The organism is Nocardioides sp. (assembly GCF_964228225.1).
In the GTDB taxonomy this organism is placed as follows: domain Bacteria; phylum Actinomycetota; class Actinomycetes; order Propionibacteriales; family Nocardioidaceae; genus Nocardioides.
Window position 1 is genome coordinate 1 of the sequence record NZ_CAXQZB010000028.1, and the last position, 17,515, is coordinate 17,515.

Consider the following 17,515-nt stretch of genomic DNA (forward strand, 5'->3'; position numbering starts at 1 on the left):
GACCCTCGATGCCGCCGACGCCCTCGACCTCGACCGGGCCCTGGGCGAGGTCGCCGCCGACCTGAAGGCCGCCGGTAGCGAGGACTCCCTCGAGGTCCGACGGTCCATGGCGCTCGGAGAGCTCGGCCGCAAGCAGCTCGCCCTCGACTTCGGCGCCCCGAGCGAAGAAGCCAAGAACCGCAGGGACCTGACCCTCTACGTCCACCTCTCCCAGGCCGCCCTCGAAGCCGGCACCGGCATCGGACGACTCGAGAACACCCGCCTCCCCGTCACCCTCGACCAGATCAAGAGCTGGTGCGGTGTCGCCGGCACCAAAGTCGTCGTCCGCCCCGTCCTCGACACCGGCACCGTGCGACACACCGACGCCTACGAAGCCACCCCCCTCATCCGCGAAGCCGTGATCCTGCGGGACGGCACCTGCGTCGCCCCCTACTGCACGCACTCCGCGCGCGGCGCCGACCTCGACCACATCGAACCCTTCGACCACGCCCACCCCGCGAGGGGCGGACCGACATCGACCGCGAACCTCGCCGCGCTCTGCCGCACCCACCACCGACTCAAGACCCACCACGGCTGGACCTACGAACCGATCACCACAGAGGACGGCAGGTCCTACCTCTGGACCCTGCCGTCCGGCAGCCGCTACCTCCGCGGACCCACCGGCACCACCCCACTCGACTGACCCGAGCAGCGGCACAACGGCCCAGCAGCACCGACAGGCGACACCCACCCCGGGTGCCGCCCTGTCGTGCTGCTCTCCCGACGCTCGGGTCAGCGGCGTCGCTTGGTGCGCTGGCCGGGCACCGGGGCGGGGTGCTTGATCTCGTCGGGCGGTCGGTGGGGGGCGACGTCCTCGTGGGCGCGCTCGCGCACGGCGAGACGGATCTGCTCGAGGTTGTTGCGCAGCAGGTCGCTCACCAGCTCGTCCGTGCGCGGATCGGCCAGCATGTCGATCAACACGCGCATGGTCGTCTCGGTGACCTCCGAGACGACCGTGTCGTAGCCCGGCAGCCGGCTCACGAGCTTGACGTTCGGATCACGGCGCACCTTCTCGGCGAGCATCTCCTTGATCTCCACGTGGTTCTCGATGATCGCATCGGAGATGTTCTTGGTGTAGTGACCGGTCTGGATCACCGCCGCCACCTCGTCGAGCACCACGATCGTGAGCGGCCGCTTGAGCAGCCCGAGCAGCTTCACCGCCACGAGCGAGGCGCGCTCCACCACCGCAGGACGCCGCATGCCGAACCGCACGAGCACCGCCCCGAGCACGGCCGCCGCGATCGATCCACCGACGACGATGCCGAGCACGAGGAGCAGCACCTGCAGGGTGCTGAGGTCCTCCAACCACTGCGCCATGGCCCGAGTCTGTCAGGGCCCGGCCCCGGGGCGGCGTAGGTTCGAGACATGAGTCCCGCCGACGACATCCGGATCGAGCACGACTCCATGGGGGAGGTCCGCGTCCCGGCCGCCGCGCTGTGGCAGGCCCAGACCCAGCGGGCGGTGGAGAACTTCCCGATCAGCGGCACCCCGATCGAACCCGCGCTGATCCACGCCCTCGGGGAGGTGAAGGCCGCCGCCGCGGCCGCCAACGGCTCCCTCGGCATCCTCGCGCCGACCCTCGCCGAGGCGATCGAGGCCGCCGCGCGGGAAATCGCCGCCGGAGCCCACGACGACCAGTTCCCGATCGACGTGTTCCAGACCGGCTCGGGCACCAGCTCGAACATGAACGCCAACGAGGTCATCGCCACCCTCGCCTCCCGCGCCCTGGCGGCCACCGGCGACGGACCGGCGCACCCGAACGACCACGTGAACGCCAGCCAGTCCAGCAACGACACCTTCCCCACCGCGCTCCACGTCGCGGTCACCCGTGCCGTGACCGGCGACCTGGTCCCCGGCCTGGAGGTGCTGGCCGCCAGCCTGGAGGCACGGGCCGCGGAGTACGCCGACGCCGTGAAGTCGGGGCGCACCCATCTGATGGACGCCACGCCGGTGACCTTCGGCCAGGAGCTCGGTGGGTACGCCGCCACGGTGCGGTACGCCGTCGAGCGGCTGACCTCGGTGCTCCCCCGCGTGCGCGAGCTCCCGCTGGGCGGCACCGCGGTGGGCACCGGCATCAACACGCCGCCCGGGTTCGCCGCGGCGACGATCGCCGCGCTCGCCCGGGCCACCGGCGAGCCGTTCACCGAGGCGCGCAACCACTTCGAGGCCCAGGGCACCCGCGACTCCCTGGTGGAGCTCAGCGGCGTACTGCGCACGATCGCGGTGGGCCTGATCAAGATCTGCAACGACCTGCGCTGGCTCGGCTCCGGCCCCACCACCGGGTTGGCCGAGGTGCACCTGCCCGATCTGCAGCCGGGGTCGAGCATCATGCCCGGCAAGGTCAACCCCGTCATCCCCGAGGCCGTGCTCATGGTGTGCTTCCAGGTGGTGGGCAACGACGCCGCCGTCACCGCCGCCGGCGCCAGCGGCTCCTTCGAGCTCAACGTCGCGATGCCGGTGATCGGGCGCAACGTGCTGGAGTCGGTCCGGCTGCTCGCGGCCGCCGCACCCCTGCTGGCGCGCCGCTGCATCGACGGGCTGCAGGCCGACCGGGAGCGGATGCGCCGCTACGCCGAGTCCTCCCCCTCGGTCGTGACCCCGCTCAACCGCCACCTCGGCTACGAGGCCGCCGCCCGCATCGCCAAGCAGTCCCTCGCCTCGGGGCGCACGATCCGCGAGACCGTCCTGGACCTGGGCCACGTCGAACGCGGCGAGATCAGCCTCGCCGACCTCGACGCCGCCCTCGACGTCGAGGCGATGACCCACCCGTGAACGTCGAGGAGCAGTACGCCGACGAGCAGCACCTGCTGCGGCGCCGCGCGGTGTGGCGACCGGGGCCCGACGGGCGCGACCCGCAGCAGGTGGCGCTCAAGGCCCTGCTGGCCGACGCCCCCGACACGGTGGTCGAGATCGGCTGCGGGACCGGGGCCTTCGCCGCCCGGGTGCGCGACGCCGCTCCCGGCCTCGACTACCTCGCCACCGACGCCTCGGCCCGCATGGTCGAGCTCGCCGCGGCGACCGGTGTGCGCGCGGAGGTGGCGCAGGCCGGCGCACTCCCCCTGCCCGACGACGCCGTCGACGCCGCGGCGGCGCTGTGGATGCTCTACCACGTGCCCGATCTCGACGCCGCGCTCGCCGACCTGCGCCGGGTGATCCGGCCCGGCGGGCGGCTGGTGGCGGTCACCAACGGCGACGGGCACACGGCGACCCTGCGCACCGCCGCCGGCGGGACACCGCTGGTCACCGGCTTCAGCAGCGAGAACGGGGAGGCCGCCCTCCGCCGGCACTTCGCCGAGGTCGTGCGGGTCGACCTCGCCACGCGGGCGGTGTTCCCCGACCGTGCCGCCGCACTGGCCTACCTGCGCTCGACCGGTGAGGACGTCGACTGGCGGCTGGCGCCGTTCGACGGCGAGCTCGAGGTGGCCGGCCACGTCACGGTCTTCACCGCCGGCTGACCCCCGGTGGCCGGTGGGCCCTCAGTACCAGCCGTGGGACTGGCTGTGGGCCCAGGCGCTGCACGGGCTGCCGTAGCGGTCCTGGATGTAGCCGAGCCCCCAGCGGATCTGGGTGACCGGGTTGGTGGCCCAGTCCGCGCCGGCGGAGGCCATCTTCGAGCCCGGCAGGGCCTGCGGGATGCCGTAGGCGCTGGAGCTGGGGTTGTCGGCGTAGGGGTTCCAGCCCGACTCGCGGGTGTAGAGCGAGTCGAGGCAGCCGAACTGGTCGAGCCCGAAGCCGAACTCGCCGAGCAGCGCCTGGGCGATCAGGCGCGGGTCGGCGTCGGCGAGGTCCTGGGAGCCGGAGTCGGCGGGACCCTGCGCGGTGGCATCGAGCGCGGCGGACTTCAACGGGTCGGTGGAGGCGCGGCGGTCGGCGCTGCGGGAGACGGTGCCCACGCGCTCGCCGTCCTGGCTGCCGGTGATGCGGGCCACGAGGTCGTCGTCGGCCGCGGCGAGCATGGCGCTGGCGGGCACCGCGACCTGCTCGGAGTCGGTGGCGATCGTCGACTCCGGGGAGGCGCTGAGGGCCACGCCCCCGGCCACGGCGGCGCCGGTGGTGCCCACCGCGACGGTGGACATGAGCAGGGTCGCGCCGAGCGCCTTCTTCGGCTTGTCGGCCAGGTGCGCGTGGGCAGGGGTGCCCCGGTGCTTGGCGACGTGCTTCGGAGGGTTCTTGGGGTGGTGCTTGGCGCGATGCGTCACAGGCGGGGGGTCCTCGAGATCGTCGGTCGTCCGGCGGTCGAAGACTCCACCATGCAGGGCGGGCGGCGACCTGTGCAAACCGAACGGTCGGGTCTTGTCGGAAACTTGAGAGGGACGCGTGAGGGGGGTCACGACGACGTCGTCCGCGTCGTCCCACCCACCCCACGCGCCCCGCTGATCACGGTCGCGGACCGGTCACAGCATCACGTTGTTCTCCAGCATCTCGGTGACCAGCGCCGCGATCGGGCTGCGCTCGGAGCGGGTCAGCGTGACGTGCGCGAACAGCGGGTGGCCCTTGAGCTTCTCGACCACCGCGACGACGCCGTCGTGGCGCCCCACGCGCAGGTTGTCGCGCTGGGCGACGTCGTGGGTGAGCACCACCTTGGAGTTCGCCCCGATGCGGGAGAGCACGGTGAGCAGCACGTTGCGCTCCAGGGACTGCGCCTCGTCGACGATCACGAAGGAGTCGTGCAGCGAGCGGCCCCGGATGTGGGTCAGCGGGAGCACCTCCAGCATCCCGCGCTCCAGGATCTCCTCGATCACCTCGCGGCTGGTGACCGCGCCGAGGGTGTCGAAGACGGCCTGCGCCCACGGCGACATCTTCTCGGCCTCCGAGCCCGGCAGGTAGCCGAGCTCCTGACCGCCGACGGCGTACAGCGGACGGAAGACGACGACCTTCTGGTGCTGCCCGCGCTCGAGTACCGCCTCCAGGCCCGCGCACAGCGCCATCGCCGACTTGCCGGTGCCCGCGCGACCGCCGAGCGAGACGATGCCGACCTCGGGGTCGAGGAGCAGCTCGAGGGCGATGCGCTGCTCGGCGCTGCGACCGTGGATGCCGAACGCCTCGCGATCGCCGCGCACCAGGTGCACCTGCTTGTCCGCACCGACCCGGCCCAGCGCGGTGCCGCGGTCGCTGAGCAGCACCAGGCCCTGGTGGCAGGGGAGGTCGCGCGCCTCCGGCAGATCGACCACGCCGTCGTCGTAGAGGGCGTCGAGGTCGCCGGTGGTGACGTCGAGCTCGGCCAGTCCGGTGTAGCCGGTGTCGGAGTCGCTCACCGCCTCCGCGCGGTACTCCTGGGCATCCAGCCCCACCGCCGAGGCCTTGATGCGCAGCGGCAGGTCCTTCGACACCAGCGTGACGTCGCAGCCCTCGTCGGCCAGGTTGCGGGCCACCGCCAGGATCCGGGTGTCGTTGTCGCCGAGGCGGAAGCCGCTGGGCAGCGACGTCGGGTCGGTGTGGTTCAGCTCGACCCGCAGCGTGCCGCCCTCGTCGGTGACGGGCACCGGCTCGTCGAGGCGGCCGTGCACGACGCGCAGGTCGTCGAGCTGGCGCAGCACGGCCCGGGCGAAGTAGCCGAGCTCGGGGTGGTGGCGCTTGCCCTCCAGCTCGGTGATGACCACCACCGGCAGGACGACCTCGTGCTCGTGGAACCGGCGCAGCGCCCCCGGGTCGGCCAGCAGCACGCTGGTGTCGACGACGTAGGTGCGCACGGGAGCCGGGCTCTCGACAACGGTCACGGTGTATCCCCTTCACCGGACCGTGCGGGCACTCCGCGCCCGGTCCCTGTCAGTCGCTGCAGGTGGACCGGGCAGGAACCCGAACGCCGGAGTGCCGGCGCCCCATGCCCAGCACGGGGGCGTCGCTGCCCCCGGCGCTGGTGCATAGGTCGTGGATCGTCACGATCGGGCCTCCCGATGAGGCGGGCTTCCCCTCCCGCCACTGGCACCGAAACTAGGCGCGCCCGACCGCGGGGGCGGGGAGGCACGCCGGTCCGGCGGATGACGAACTCGTGACATCCCGGTGACGACGCCGCCGGGAACACCGCGTCTCGCGACGGCGCTGGGGCGCCTCCTCGACGAACAACCGGGAACACGGTCGTCGAGGAGCGAGCGCAGCGAGCGTCACGAGACGCCCGCGCCCGACGGACCACCTCTCGCGGGGTGGCGGGTCGCCTCAGGTGCCGAAGCGGCGTTCGCGCTGGGTGTAGGCGCGGATGGCGCGCAGGAAGTCGACCCGGCGGAAGTCGGGCCAGTAGGCCTCGCAGAAGTAGAACTCCGACTTGGCGCTCTGCCAGAGCAGGAAGCCGCCCAGACGCTGCTCCCCCGAGGTGCGGATCACGAGGTCGGGGTCGGGCTGGCCCTTGGTGTAGAGGTGGTCGGCGATGTGCTCGTCCTCGAGGGCGTGCGCCAGCTCCTCCAGCGTGGTGCCGCGCGCGGCGTGCTCGAGCAGCAGGGCCCGCACGGCGTCGGTGATCTCGCGGCGGCCGCCGTAGCCCACGGCGACGTTGACGACCATGCCCTCCACGTCAGTGGTGCGCTCGTCGGCCAGCTTGAGCCGGTGGGCGACGTCGTCGGGCAGCAGGTCCAGGGCCCCGACGGGGTGCACGTGCCAGCGACGCTGGTCGGCGAGGTGGTCCACCGCCGCGGTGATGATGTCGAGCAGCGGGGTGAGCTCGGCCGCCGTGCGGTTGAGGTTGTCGGTGCTCAGCAGCCACAGCGTGACGACCTCGATGCCCACCTCCTCGCACCAGCCGAGCAGGGGGACGATGTTGTCGGCACCGGCCTGGTAGGCCTCGGCGGCGTCGACGCCCATCGCACGCCCCCACCGTCGGTTGCCGTCGAGCATGACGCCGACGTGGTGCGGGATGTTCTCGGGCAGCCGGCGGAGCATGCGCGCCTCGTACGCCGGGTAGACCACCCGACGCACCGCGCTCTTCCAGTCCGCCACGCAGGCGATCGTAAGGCACGCGGCGCTGGTTCCGGGGCCGCGCGATGCCGCGCTGCAGTGGCACGATGGGCCCGCACCACCTCCAGACCGACCGATCACGAAGGACGAACCACCATGACCGCTGCCTGGCACCCGGACCCGACCGGCCGGCACGAGCTCCGCTACTGGGACGGCTCCACCTGGACCGAGCACGTCAGCGACGCCGGGCAGACCTCGGTCGACCCGGTCGACTCCGCCCCGGCCCAGCAGGCCCAGCAGGCCCAGCAGGCCCAGCAGGCCCAGCAGTATGCCCAGCAGACCCCGCAGGCCCAGCAGTACGCCCCGCAGGCCCAGCAGGCCCAGCCCGCGCAGCAGTTCAGCGGCGACCCGTTCTCCGGCATCAAGGGCGACCTGGTCGACGGCCGCTACTCCGAGGTCGAGGACACCGGCCCGAGCCTGCAAAACTCCAAGATGCTGCGCGTGCGCCTCACCGAGCCCTTCATGGCCAAGCAGGGCGCGATGGTGGCCTATCAGGGCAACGTCAACTTCGCCTACCAGAGCCAGGGCGCAGCCCGGGTGCTGAAGAAGGCCTTCACCGGCGAGGGCCTGGCGCTGATGCGCGTGGAGGGCCAGGGGGACGTGTTCCTCGCCGACACCGCCAAGGACGTGCACATCCTGCACCTGGAGAACAGCGGCATCTCGATCAACGGCGGCAACGTGCTGGCCTTCTCCTCCTCGCTCCAGCACAACATCGAGCGGGTCAAGGGCGGCAGCATGGCCGCGGGCGGGCTGTTCAACACCACCCTGCGCGGCACGGGCTGGTGCGCGATCACGACCGAGGGTGCGCCGGTGGTCCTCAACGCCGCCGAGGCCCCGACCTTCGCCGACACCGACGCGATCGTGGCGTGGTCGGCGCACCTGCAGACCGGCATCCACTCCAGCTTCAGCGCCGGTGCGCTCATCGGTCGCGGCTCGGGCGAGGCGTTCCAGGTGACGTTCTCGGGCAACGGGTTCGTGATCGTGCAGCCCTCCGAGGGCTACCCCACCGCCACCGCCTGACCCGCACGGAGCGGGCCCTCCCCCGGGGTGAGGCCGCTCTCACCTGCGGGGGTGAACGGCTCGACGCCCGCGGATCGGCACCGTCCGGTCCGCGGGCGTCGTCGTGCCCCGTACCATTCAGGCCATGAGCGACGCGCTGCAGCACGCGAACGAGGCCGTCCGAGCGGGCATGGAATCGGTGAGCGCGAAGTTCCACGAGGTCAAGCCCCGGCTGCGCGGCTGGCTGCACCTCGTGACCGCGCCGCTGGCGCTCGCCGCCGGCATCGTCCTGATCTGCCTGTCCCCCACCACCGAGACCCGGATCGGCTCGGCGCTGTTCACCGCCTCCGCCCTGCTCCTGTTCGGGGTCTCGGCGGTCTACCACACCGGCACGTGGTCACCGAAGGTCTGGGCGTTCCTGCGCCGCTTCGACCACGCCAACATCTTCCTGCTGATCGCCGGCTCCTACACGCCGTTCTCGATCATCCTGCTGGAGGGCACCTCCCAGGTCGTGCTGCTCACCGTGGTGTGGGCCGGCGCCCTGCTCGGCGTCGGGTTCCGGGTGTTCTGGACCGAGGCACCGCGCTGGCTCTACGTGCCGATCTACATCGCGCTGGGCTGGGCGGCGGTCTTCTTCATCCCCTCCTTCTACGACGGCGCCACCCGGCTCGGGGTGGGCATCGGCATCGCGGCGTTCGTGCTGATCGTCACCGGCGGCGCGCTCTACACCTTCGGCGGCGTGGTCTATGGCGTGAAGCGCCCCAACCCCTGGCCGACCACCTTCGGGTTCCACGAGGTGTTCCACAGCTTCACCGTGGTGGCGTTCGTGAGCCACTACGTCGCCGTCTCGCTGGTCACCTACTCCCTGCGCTGATCCGCTCCGCCACCCGGCGGCGGGCTAGGTTGGGGCCATGGCCACGATCGAGCTGACCGCCGACAACTTCGCCTCCCACGTCGAGGGCGAGGGCATCGTCCTCGTCGACTTCTGGGCCAGCTGGTGCGGGCCGTGCCAGCAGTTCGCGCCCACCTACGAGGCGGCGAGCGAGACCCATCCCGACATCACCTTCGGCTCCATCAACACCGAGGAGCAGCAGGAGCTGGCGGGCGCCGCCGGGATCTCCTCGATCCCCACGCTGATGGCGTTCCGCGACGGCATCCTGGTGTTCCGGCAGGCCGGCGCGCTGCCGCCCGCCGGCCTGGAGCAGCTCATCGAGGGCGTGCGGGGCCTGGACATGGAGGACGTGCGCCGCCAGGTCGCCGAGCAGCAGGGTCAGCAGTAGCCGCACGTCGTGACGGCACGACGGGCGGGCGGGACCCGCAGGTCCCACCCGCCCGTCGTGGTGATCGAGCTGCTCGGGGCGCTCAGCGCTCGCCGCGCCGCGGCTTCATCGCCTTCGGCAGCGTGGTGCCGCGCCCGTGCATCATCGTCATCATCGAGATCAGCTGCTGGTCGGCCTTGGCGGTGCGCTTGAACGTCGTCAGGGCCAGGGCCGGCTTGAACCGCTGCCGCGTGATCGCCTTCGGGTAGGTGAACTCCCGCAGGCCGTCGGCGCCGTGGATGCGACCGAAGCCGGAGTCGCCGACGCCGCCGAAGGGCAGCGCCGGGACGGCGGCGAAGGTGATGACGCCGTTGATGGCGGTCATGCCGGAGCGGACCTGCTCGGCGATCTCCATGCCGCGCGCCTTGGAGAACACCGTCGAGCCCAGGGCGTACTTGCTGCGGTTGGTGAGCTCGATGGCCTCCTCCACCGTGGCGACCTTGCGCACGGTGACGGTGGGGCCGAAGGTCTCCTCGGTGACCGCGAGGGAGTCCTCGGGGACGTCGACGAGCACGGTGGGCTGCACGAACCGGTCGCCCACGGCGTCGGTGCCGCCGACCAGCGCCCGGCCGCCGCGCGCGAGGGCGTCGGCGATGTGGGACCGGATGATCTCCAGCTGCTTGGGCATGGTGATCGGGCCGATCGGGGAGTCGGCGGAGTCGGTGGCGCGCAGCTCCTTCGCCGCGGCGGCGAGCTGGGCGACGAACTGGTCGTAGACGAGCTCGTGGACGTAGACGCGCTCGACGCCTGCGCAGGTCTGGCCCGCGTTGGCGCAGGCACCCCACAGCGAGGCCTCGACGGCGGCGTCGAGGTCGGCGTCGTGGTCGACGATCACGGCGTCCTTGCCGCCGGCCTCGATGACCACCGGGGTCAGGGTCTCCGCGCAGGCCGCCATGACGCGCTTGCCGGTGGCGGTGGAGCCGGTGAAGGCGACCTTGTCGACGCCGGCGCGGCACAGCGCGGCGCCGGTGTCGCCCAGGCCGGTGACGACGCTGAACACCGGTCGGCCCACGGCCTCGAGGAAGGTGCGGGCCAGCCACTCCCCCACGCCCGGGGTGAACTCGGAGGGCTTGAACACCACGGCGTTGCCGGCGGCCAGGGCGTAGGCGATCGAGCCCATCGGCGTGAAGACGGGGTAGTTCCACGGCCCGATCACGCCGATGACCCCCAGCGGCCGGTAGGCAACCGAGGCGGCCTGGTTGGCCATGAGCAGGCCCGAGGGCACCCGGCGCCGGTCGAGGTGCTTCTTGGCGTGCGTGGCCGCCCAGTGCAGGTGGTCGATGGCCAGGGCCACCTCGAGGGCGGCGTCGCCGTGGGGCTTGCCGGTCTCGCGGTGCATGAGGTCGGCCAGCTGCTGCATGCGCCGGGTGACGACGCCCTTCCAGGTCAGCAGGTGCTCGGCGCGCTCCTCGAAGGACAGCGCCATCCACCACGCGGACTCCTCGCGGGCGCGCATGACCGCGGCCGCGACGTCCTCGGCGGAGTGGATCGGGTGGGTGGCGACGACGTCACCGGTGCGGGGGTCGAGGGACGCGAAGGTGCCGGTCTTCTCGGGCGTGGTGGTCATCGGGCGCTCCTGATGAGATCGGCCGCCTTCTCGGCGACCATGATGGTGGGGGCGTTGGTGTTGCCGCGGACGACGGTCGGCATGACCGAGGCGTCGACCACGCGCAGACCCGCGACGCCGCGCACGCGCAGCTCGGGGTCCACGACCGCATCCTCGCCGCTGCCCATGGCGCACGTCGAGGTCGGGTGGTAGGTGGTCTGGGTGTGCCGGCGGATGTACTCGATGACGTCGTCGTCGCTGGGCGTGGTGGACAGCTCGTGCGGACGGTCGATCATCGAGGCGATCCGGCCCTGGCCGCAGATGTCGAAGATCCGGCGGCAGCCGGCGAGCATCGCGTCGAGGTCGATCGGGTCGTCGTAGTAGGCGGCCTCGATCTCGGGGTGCCAGGTGGGGTCGGCCGAGCGCAGCCGGATGTGGCCGCGGCTGTGCACGTCGACCAGCGTGGCGAGCACGGTGGTCATCCGGTGGTGGGGCTCGTTCATGCCGTCGCCGAACAGGCCGGTGGCGATGGCGTGGGCCTGCATGTCGGGCGCGGGCAGGCCGTCGCGGGTGTGCCAGAAGCCGCCGGTCTCGGCGACGTTGGAGGTGAGCGGACCCTGGCGCCGCGTCTTCCACCGCAGGAAGTTGCCCAGGGTGTTGGCGTCGGCGAGGTCCTCGGTGCCGGTGGTGTGGAAGACCATGGGCACGAACGGGTGGTCCTGCATGTTCGCCCCGACGCCGGCGAGCTCGACCCTGGCGTCGATGCCGTGCTCGGCCAGGTGTGCGGCCGGGCCGATGCCGGAGAGCATCAGCAGCTGCGGGCTGCCGATCGCCCCGGCCGAGAGGATCACCTCGGTGCGGGCGTGCACCACGTGCTCGGCGCCGCCCTGCCGGAACCGCACGCCGGTGGCGCGCTCGCCGTCGAGCACCACCCCGGTGACGAGCAGGTCGGTGGTGATCGTCAGGTTCGGGCGGCCCATGGCCGGCTTGAGGTAGGCGTCGTAGGTGGACCAGCGGCGACCGTCGCGGCAGGTCACCTGGTACTCGCCCACGCCCTCCTGGCGGGCACCGTTGAAGTCGTCGGTGGCGGGGTGGCCATAGGACACCGCGCTGTCGACGAAGGCGGTCGTGACGTCATGGGTGAACCGACGGTCCTCGACCGTCAGCGGCCCGCTGCGGCCGTGGAACGGACCGCCGAGGCGGGTGTTGGCCTCGGCCTTGACGAAGTAGGGCAGGACGTCGTCGTAGCCCCAGCCGGTGGCGCCGTAGGAGTCGCGCCAGGTGTCGAAGTCGACCCGGTTGCCGCGGATGTAGATCATCGCGTTCATCGCCGAGCAGCCGCCCAGGGACTTCATCCGGGGCCAGGAGGCGCGGCGGCCGTGGAGGTGCTTCTGCTCGGTGGTCCAGTAGTTCCAGTCCCACTTGGTGCGCACGATGGCCGGGAAGCCGGCCGGCATGGCCACCTCGTCGATGTCCGGCGCGGGGCCGGCCTCGAGCAGCAGGACCGAGACGGCGGGGTCCTCGGTGAGCCGTGCGGCGACCACCGCCCCCGCACTCCCGGCACCGATCACGACGTAGTCGAACGTGTCCTGTGTCACGTCCGGAACACTAGCGCCCCGCGCCACCCCCGACCAGGGATCTGGACAAGATGTCCAGCCTGTGTGTCAGTTCGGTTCGCGGGGGTCGCCCGGGTCGCCGGCCTCGGCCGCCGCCGCCTCCGCCGCCCGCTGCTCGCGCACCGCCGCCAGGCCACGCGCGGGTCGGCCGCGCTGCGGCTTGGGGGTGGAGGGGTCGTACTTGCCGGCCGCCGCGGCGGCGTCGACGTTCTTGAGCCGCTTGACCAGGCTGAAGCCCAGCACCACGACCGCGAGGATGCCGATCCCGAACAGGGCGAACGCCGTCCACCCGGCGACGACGTCCTCCTCCTTCGGCACGGGGTCGGCGGCGGAGAGCAGCAGGAGGTCGATCACGGTCATGCCTCCAGTGTCCCTCACCCCGTGGCGGCGCCCCAGCCCCGGGCGGGCTCAGGACCAGCCCCGGGCGTGATCAGGGCGTGATGCCGGCGAACAGGTCGTCCTCGGGCACCACGGAGTCGACGTGACTGCGCACGAGCTCGTAGTCCTCGGTGGGCCACACCGAGGCCTGCAGCTCGCGCGGGATCGAGAACCAGAAGCCGTCGGGGTCGATCTGGGTGGCGTGGGCCAGCAGCGCCTGGTCGCGCACCCCGAAGTACTCCGAGCACGGCACCCGGGTGGTGATGCGGTCCTCCCACTCCGGCTCCCGCGTCCAGTTCTCCAGCCGCTCGGCGTAGGGACTCTCCAGGCCGTGGTCGAGCATCGCCTGGTGCAGGGCGGTGATCTTCCCGTAGCTGAAGCTGTGGTGGTAGTAGAGCTTGAGCACCTGCCACGGCTCGCCGGCCTCGGGGTAGGCGGTCGGGTCGGCGGCGGCCTCGAAGGCCGCGACGCTCACCTCGTGGCACCGGATGTGGTCGGGGTGGGGGTAGCCGCCCCGCTCGTCGTAGGTGGTCAGCACGTGCGGACGGAAGCTGCGGATCAGGCGCACCAGCCGCCCCACCGACTCCTCCAGCGGCACCAGCGCGAAGCAGCCCTCCGGCAGCGGCGGCTTGGGGTCGCCCTCGGGCCAGCCGGAGTCGACGAAGCCGAGCCAGTCCTGGGCGATCCCCAGGATGTCGCGGGCACGCTCCATCTCCTGCCGGCGGATCTCGGTGATGTTGGCCAGCACGTCGGGCCGGTCCATCTTGGGGTTGAGCACCGAGCCGCGCTCGCCGCCGGTGCACGTGACGACGTGCACGTCGACGCCCTGCGCGACGTACTTGGCCGTGGAGGCCGCGCCCTTGCTGGACTCGTCGTCGGGGTGGGCGTGCACGTGCATGAGCCGCAGCCCCGTGCGGGAGGGGGCGTGCGGAGGGTCCTGCGTCATGGGCCCCATCCTAGAATCGGGTGCTGTGAGCACCCCTGTGACCCCGGCCGACCCCCTGGCCTCGCGGTACGGCACGCCATCCCGTGGCCGCCGTCGCGGGCTGCTGGCGGGGGTGGTGGTCCTCGCCGTCGCCTTCCTCGGCTGGCTGGTGTGGGTGGTGCTCGGCCAGTCCGCGCCCGCCGCGGCCTCGGGCGAGCTGGTCTTCGACGTCGTCGACGACGGTCGGGTGACCGCCAGCTTCACGGTCGACCTCCAGCCCGACGCCACCGACGTCGCGTGCCGGCTCGACGCCCGCGCCGCCGACCACACCCTGGTCGGCAGCCTGACCGTCACCCCGCGACCGGGTGACCCCTCGCGGATCTCGGTGGAGATCGCCACCGAGCGGCGTGCCACGGCCGTCGAGCTGATCGGCTGCACCGCCGCGGGTCAGCCCCGACCCCGCTGACCCGGCCCCCGGACCGCCGCTTTGCTAGTCTCGACCTTTCGCACGTCGTCCCGCTGAGCCTGCTGCTCGCGACGATCCGCGGTCACCGGGGGGACCTCCCCCGCCCGCACCCGTCGAGGCACGCCACGGCCAGGGACACCCGTGGACCCCAGAGAACCAGGAGCACCGCCATGACCCAGACCCCCGAGCAGGACACCGTCTGGCTCACCCAGGAGGCCTTCGACAAGCTCACCGAGGAGCTGGAGAACCTCAAGGGTCCGGTCCGCCAGGAGATCATCGCGCGCATCAGCGCCGCCCGCGACGAGGGCGACCTGAAGGAGAACGGCGGCTACCACGCCGCCCGTGAGGAGCAGGGCAAGCTCGAGGGCCGCATCCGGCAGCTCGAGGCCATGCTGGAGAAGGCCGAGGTCGGCGAGGCCGCCCCGAGCGACGGCACCATCGCCCCCGGCACCAAGGTCACCTACAAGTTCGTCGGCGACGACGACGCCGAGGCCGAGACCTTCCTGCTGGCCGCGCGCGAGATGGAGGACGCCGCCGGCGGTCTGCAGGTGTGGTCGCCGCAGTCGCCCCTCGGCTCGGCCATCATCGGCGCGAAGGCCGGCGACGTCGTCAGCTACACCACCGAGGCCGGCCGCACCTTCGAGGTCGAGATCCTGGCCGCCGAGCCCTTCGGCGGCTGACCCCGCGCGTCGTTCAGGACGCGACGACCGTCAGGCCCTGCCCGCGCAGCCGCGCGAGCAGGGCCTCGGCATGGGCGGACCCGCGCGTCTCGACCTGCAGCCGGATCTGGACCTCGTCCAGGTGCAGCGAGGGCGAGCGGCGCTCGTGGGCGACCTCCAGCACGTTCGCCCCGACGGCGCTGACGTCGGCCAGCAGGCCGGCCAGGGCGCCGGGACGGTCCGGCACCGTCACCTGCAGGCTCAGGTAGCGGCCGGCGGCGGCCATGCCGTGGGCGATGATCTTGCCCAGCAGCAGCGGGTCGACGTTGCCCCCGGAGAGCACGACGACGGTGGGGCCGGCCTCGGGGGCGAGCAGGCCGGGCGTGCGCTCGAGCAGGGCGGCGACGGCAGCGGCGCCCGCGGGCTCGACCACCATCTTGGCCCGCTCGGCGAGCGCGAGCACCGCCCGGGCGAGGGCGTCCTCGCTCACCAGCACGATGTCGTCGACGTGGTCGCGCACCGCGGCGAAGGTGAGGTCGCCGGGCAGCCCGACGGCGATGCCGTCGGCCATCGTGGCCATCTGGGGCAGCGCCACCGGGGCGCCCTGCGCGAGCGAGCCGGGGTAGGCGGCGGCGCCGGCGGCCTGCACCCCGACCACGCGGACGTCGGGGCGCAGCGCCTTGATCGCCACCGCCATGCCGGCCAGCAGTCCCCCGCCGCCGCACGGCACGAGCACCGTCGCGGCGTCGGGCACCTGCTCGAGCACCTCCAGGCCCACCGTGCCCTGGCCGGCCATGACGTCGAGGTGGTCGAAGGGGTGGATCAGCACCGCGCCCGTCTCGGCGGCGAACTCGCGGGCCCGGGCGAGGGCGTCCTCGAGGTAGCGGCCGTGGAAGCGCACCTGGGCGCCGTAGCCGCGGGTGGCGCGCTCCTTGGGGATCGGGGCCCCCTCGGGCATGAACACGGTGGCGCGGATGCCGAGCACCTGCGCGGCCAGCGCCACGCCCTGGGCGTGGTTGCCGGCGGAGGCGGCCACGACGCCGCGCTCGCGCTCGGCGGGGCTGAGCCGGCTGATGCGCACGAACGCCCCACGGGCCTTGAACGAGCCGGTGCGCTGGAGGTTCTCGCACTTGAGCAGCACCCGACCGCCGACCAGCGTCGAGAGCCAGCGCGACTCCTCCATCGGCGTGCAGATGGCGACGTCGCGCAGCACCTCGCGCGCCGCGCGGACGTCGTCGAGGCCCAGCACGGTGCTCACACCGGCTCCGGTCGGGGCTCGGGCACGGCGCTGGCCGTGCGGTCCTCGGCGTAGTCGGCGTCGAGCTCGCGGCGGGGGTCGACCCGGGCGTCCGGCTCGCCCGCCAGGTGCTGGCACACGGCGTTGAGGGAGGCCACCAGCGGCACGGCGATGAGCGCGCCGGCCACGCCGCCGGCCAGCAGGCCCGCGGCGATCGCGAGGATCACCCCGAGCGGGTGCACCGAGACCCACCGCCCGAGGAGGAAGGGCTGGAGCACGTGCGCCTCGAGCTGCTGCACGCCGACGACGATCGCCAGCATGATCAGCGCCACGACCGGGCCGCCGTCGACCAGCGCCACCAGCACCGCCACCGAGCCGGCCACGAAGGCCCCCACCATCGGCACGAAGGCCCCGAGGAAGACCAGCACCCCGATGGCCAGCACGAACGGCACGTCGAGGATCGCCGCGCCGATCATGATGCCGATCGCGTCGACGGCCGCCACGACCACGGTGGCGCGCACGAAGTGGGTGAGGGAGATCCAGGCGACCCGACCGGAGGAGTCCACCCGCTCCCGGGCGGCCCGGGGCGCCAGCCGCACCACCCAGGCCCAGATCCGGTCGCCGTCGGCGAGGAAGAAGTAGGTGGCGAACAGCGTGACGAACAGACCCGCCACGACGTTGCCGAGCGTGGCGCCGATCGCACCGAGCTGCCCGACGACGTCGCCGTCGGTGGCGGTGGTCGTGAGGGCGTCCTCCGCGCGCTGGAGGTAGTCCTGGATCTGGGAGTCGCTGGCGTGCAGCGGCCCCTCCTGCAGCCAGGTCCGGATCTGCTGGAGCCCGTCGGCCACCGACTGCGCCAGGTCGGCGGCGCCGGTGGCGACCTGCTGGCCGGCGAAGGTGAGCAGCGCGACGACGGCGGCGAACCCGACGAGCACGACCCCCAGCGCGCCGAGCGGGCGCGGCACCCGCGCGCGGCGCAGCAGCGCGACGACCGGGGTGGCCAGGGCCGCCAGGAGCAGCGCGATGGCCAGCGGCAGGGTGATGACCGAGAAGAAGCTGAGCAGGCGCAGCACGACGTAGCCGGCGACGCCGATGACGATGACCCGCCAGGACCAGGCCGCGGCGAGGTCCAGGCCCCACGGCACCTCGGCCCGGCTGAAGTTCGAGGAGCCGAGCGGGATCCGCGGCTCGGGGCGGTGACGCCGCTCGTCGCGCTCCTCGCGCACGACCGCCCAGTGGGCGGCCACCTGGGCGGCGATGCGCGCGCTGAGCCGGTCGTGCTCGCGGGTCATCGAGGACCGCTTGACCAGGTCCACCCGGGGCGGGTCCGGGACGGCCGGGGCGGGGGGCTGGGGTGCTCGCTCGTGGGAGTCGGTCACGGCCTCA

General features: G+C 72.8%; 18 protein-coding genes. 8 read left to right on the forward strand and 10 right to left on the reverse strand.

All coding sequences use genetic code 11. The annotated features are described in order from the left end of the window. Positions 1-682: HNH endonuclease (locus tag ACERUJ_RS06975; protein WP_370247762.1), on the forward strand; the 682-nt coding region annotated here is incomplete at its 5' end. An 89-nt stretch (positions 683-771) separates the two neighbouring features. Here ACERUJ_RS06975 and ACERUJ_RS06980 read toward each other — a convergent pair. After that, positions 772-1,356, reverse strand: a complete 585-nt coding sequence (locus ACERUJ_RS06980; RefSeq protein WP_370247763.1) for a hypothetical protein — start codon at positions 1,354-1,356, stop codon at positions 772-774. A 48-nt stretch (positions 1,357-1,404) separates the two neighbouring features. Between ACERUJ_RS06980 and ACERUJ_RS06985 the strand changes: the two genes are divergently transcribed. Both ACERUJ_RS06985 and ACERUJ_RS06990 read left to right on the forward strand, forming a co-directional pair. After that, on the forward strand, positions 1,405-2,811 hold the full coding sequence (locus ACERUJ_RS06985; RefSeq protein WP_370247764.1) for a class II fumarate hydratase: 1,407 nt from the start codon (positions 1,405-1,407) through the stop codon (positions 2,809-2,811). Continuing rightward, positions 2,808-3,494 (forward strand): class I SAM-dependent methyltransferase, encoded by a 687-nt coding sequence (locus tag ACERUJ_RS06990; RefSeq protein WP_370247765.1) that lies wholly within the window; start codon positions 2,808-2,810, stop codon positions 3,492-3,494. Before ACERUJ_RS06985 ends, ACERUJ_RS06990 begins: the two co-directional genes overlap by 4 nt. Before the next feature lie 21 nt (positions 3,495-3,515). Here ACERUJ_RS06990 and ACERUJ_RS06995 read toward each other — a convergent pair whose 3' ends face one another. From ACERUJ_RS06995 to ACERUJ_RS07005, 3 genes are all read right to left on the reverse strand, one after another. Beyond that, the gene (locus ACERUJ_RS06995; protein ID WP_370247766.1) at positions 3,516-4,238 is read right to left on the reverse strand and encodes a lytic transglycosylase domain-containing protein; all 723 of its coding nucleotides are present in this window, start codon (positions 4,236-4,238) and stop codon (positions 3,516-3,518) included. Positions 4,239-4,433: 195 nt separating this feature from the next. Continuing rightward, positions 4,434-5,756 carry a PhoH family protein gene (locus ACERUJ_RS07000; RefSeq protein WP_370247767.1) on the reverse strand — a complete coding sequence of 441 codons (1,323 nt, stop codon included), beginning with the start codon at positions 5,754-5,756 and terminating at the stop codon, positions 4,434-4,436. A gap of 436 nt (positions 5,757-6,192) precedes the next feature. Further along, positions 6,193-6,966, reverse strand: coding sequence for an isoprenyl transferase (locus ACERUJ_RS07005; protein WP_370247768.1), 774 nt, complete (start codon positions 6,964-6,966; stop codon positions 6,193-6,195). A gap of 114 nt (positions 6,967-7,080) precedes the next feature. On the opposite strand from ACERUJ_RS07005, the gene ACERUJ_RS07010 reads away from it, so the two are divergent. The 3 genes from ACERUJ_RS07010 (at position 7,081) to ACERUJ_RS07020 (ending at position 9,263) form a co-directional block, all read left to right on the forward strand. Beyond that, positions 7,081-8,004 (forward strand): AIM24 family protein, encoded by a 924-nt coding sequence (locus tag ACERUJ_RS07010; RefSeq protein WP_370247769.1) that lies wholly within the window; start codon positions 7,081-7,083, stop codon positions 8,002-8,004. 124 nt (positions 8,005-8,128) lie between these two features. Continuing rightward, complete coding sequence (locus ACERUJ_RS07015) at positions 8,129-8,857, forward strand: hemolysin III family protein (protein WP_370247770.1); 729 nt, start codon at positions 8,129-8,131, stop codon at positions 8,855-8,857. A gap of 37 nt (positions 8,858-8,894) precedes the next feature. Further along, on the forward strand, positions 8,895-9,263 hold the full coding sequence (locus ACERUJ_RS07020; protein ID WP_370247771.1) for a thioredoxin family protein: 369 nt from the start codon (positions 8,895-8,897) through the stop codon (positions 9,261-9,263). Between the two features lie 82 nt (positions 9,264-9,345). On the opposite strand, the gene ACERUJ_RS07025 is transcribed toward ACERUJ_RS07020, so the two are convergent. From ACERUJ_RS07025 to mca, 4 genes are all read right to left on the reverse strand, one after another. Beyond that, positions 9,346-10,869: an aldehyde dehydrogenase family protein gene (locus ACERUJ_RS07025; RefSeq protein WP_370247772.1), complete on the reverse strand. Its 1,524-nt coding sequence runs from the start codon at positions 10,867-10,869 to the stop codon at positions 9,346-9,348. Next, complete coding sequence (locus ACERUJ_RS07030; RefSeq protein ID WP_370247773.1) at positions 10,866-12,446, reverse strand: GMC family oxidoreductase; 1,581 nt, start codon at positions 12,444-12,446, stop codon at positions 10,866-10,868. The genes ACERUJ_RS07025 and ACERUJ_RS07030 overlap by 4 nt, the downstream gene beginning before the upstream one ends. A gap of 66 nt (positions 12,447-12,512) precedes the next feature. After that, positions 12,513-12,824 (reverse strand): hypothetical protein, encoded by a 312-nt coding sequence (locus ACERUJ_RS07035; RefSeq protein ID WP_370247775.1) that lies wholly within the window; start codon positions 12,822-12,824, stop codon positions 12,513-12,515. Positions 12,825-12,894: 70 nt separating this feature from the next. Beyond that, positions 12,895-13,788, reverse strand: coding sequence for a mycothiol conjugate amidase Mca (mca, locus tag ACERUJ_RS07040; RefSeq protein WP_370247776.1), 894 nt, complete (start codon positions 13,786-13,788; stop codon positions 12,895-12,897). 25 nt (positions 13,789-13,813) lie between these two features. Between mca and ACERUJ_RS07045 the strand changes: the two genes are divergently transcribed. Together ACERUJ_RS07045 and greA are read left to right on the forward strand one after the other, a co-directional pair. Further along, positions 13,814-14,233: a DUF4307 domain-containing protein gene (locus ACERUJ_RS07045; protein WP_370247778.1), complete on the forward strand. Its 420-nt coding sequence runs from the start codon at positions 13,814-13,816 to the stop codon at positions 14,231-14,233. A 170-nt stretch (positions 14,234-14,403) separates the two neighbouring features. Beyond that, positions 14,404-14,913 (forward strand): transcription elongation factor GreA, encoded by a 510-nt coding sequence (greA, locus tag ACERUJ_RS07050; protein ID WP_370247779.1) that lies wholly within the window; start codon positions 14,404-14,406, stop codon positions 14,911-14,913. A gap of 13 nt (positions 14,914-14,926) precedes the next feature. On the opposite strand, the gene ilvA is transcribed toward greA, so the two are convergent. Together ilvA and ACERUJ_RS07060 are read right to left on the reverse strand one after the other, a co-directional pair. Next, positions 14,927-16,150, reverse strand: coding sequence for a threonine ammonia-lyase (ilvA, locus tag ACERUJ_RS07055; RefSeq protein ID WP_370247781.1), 1,224 nt, complete (start codon positions 16,148-16,150; stop codon positions 14,927-14,929). Beyond that, complete coding sequence (locus tag ACERUJ_RS07060; protein ID WP_370247782.1) at positions 16,147-17,508, reverse strand: AI-2E family transporter; 1,362 nt, start codon at positions 17,506-17,508, stop codon at positions 16,147-16,149. Before ACERUJ_RS07060 ends, ilvA begins: the two co-directional genes overlap by 4 nt. Between the last annotated feature and the right edge of the window lie 7 nt (positions 17,509-17,515).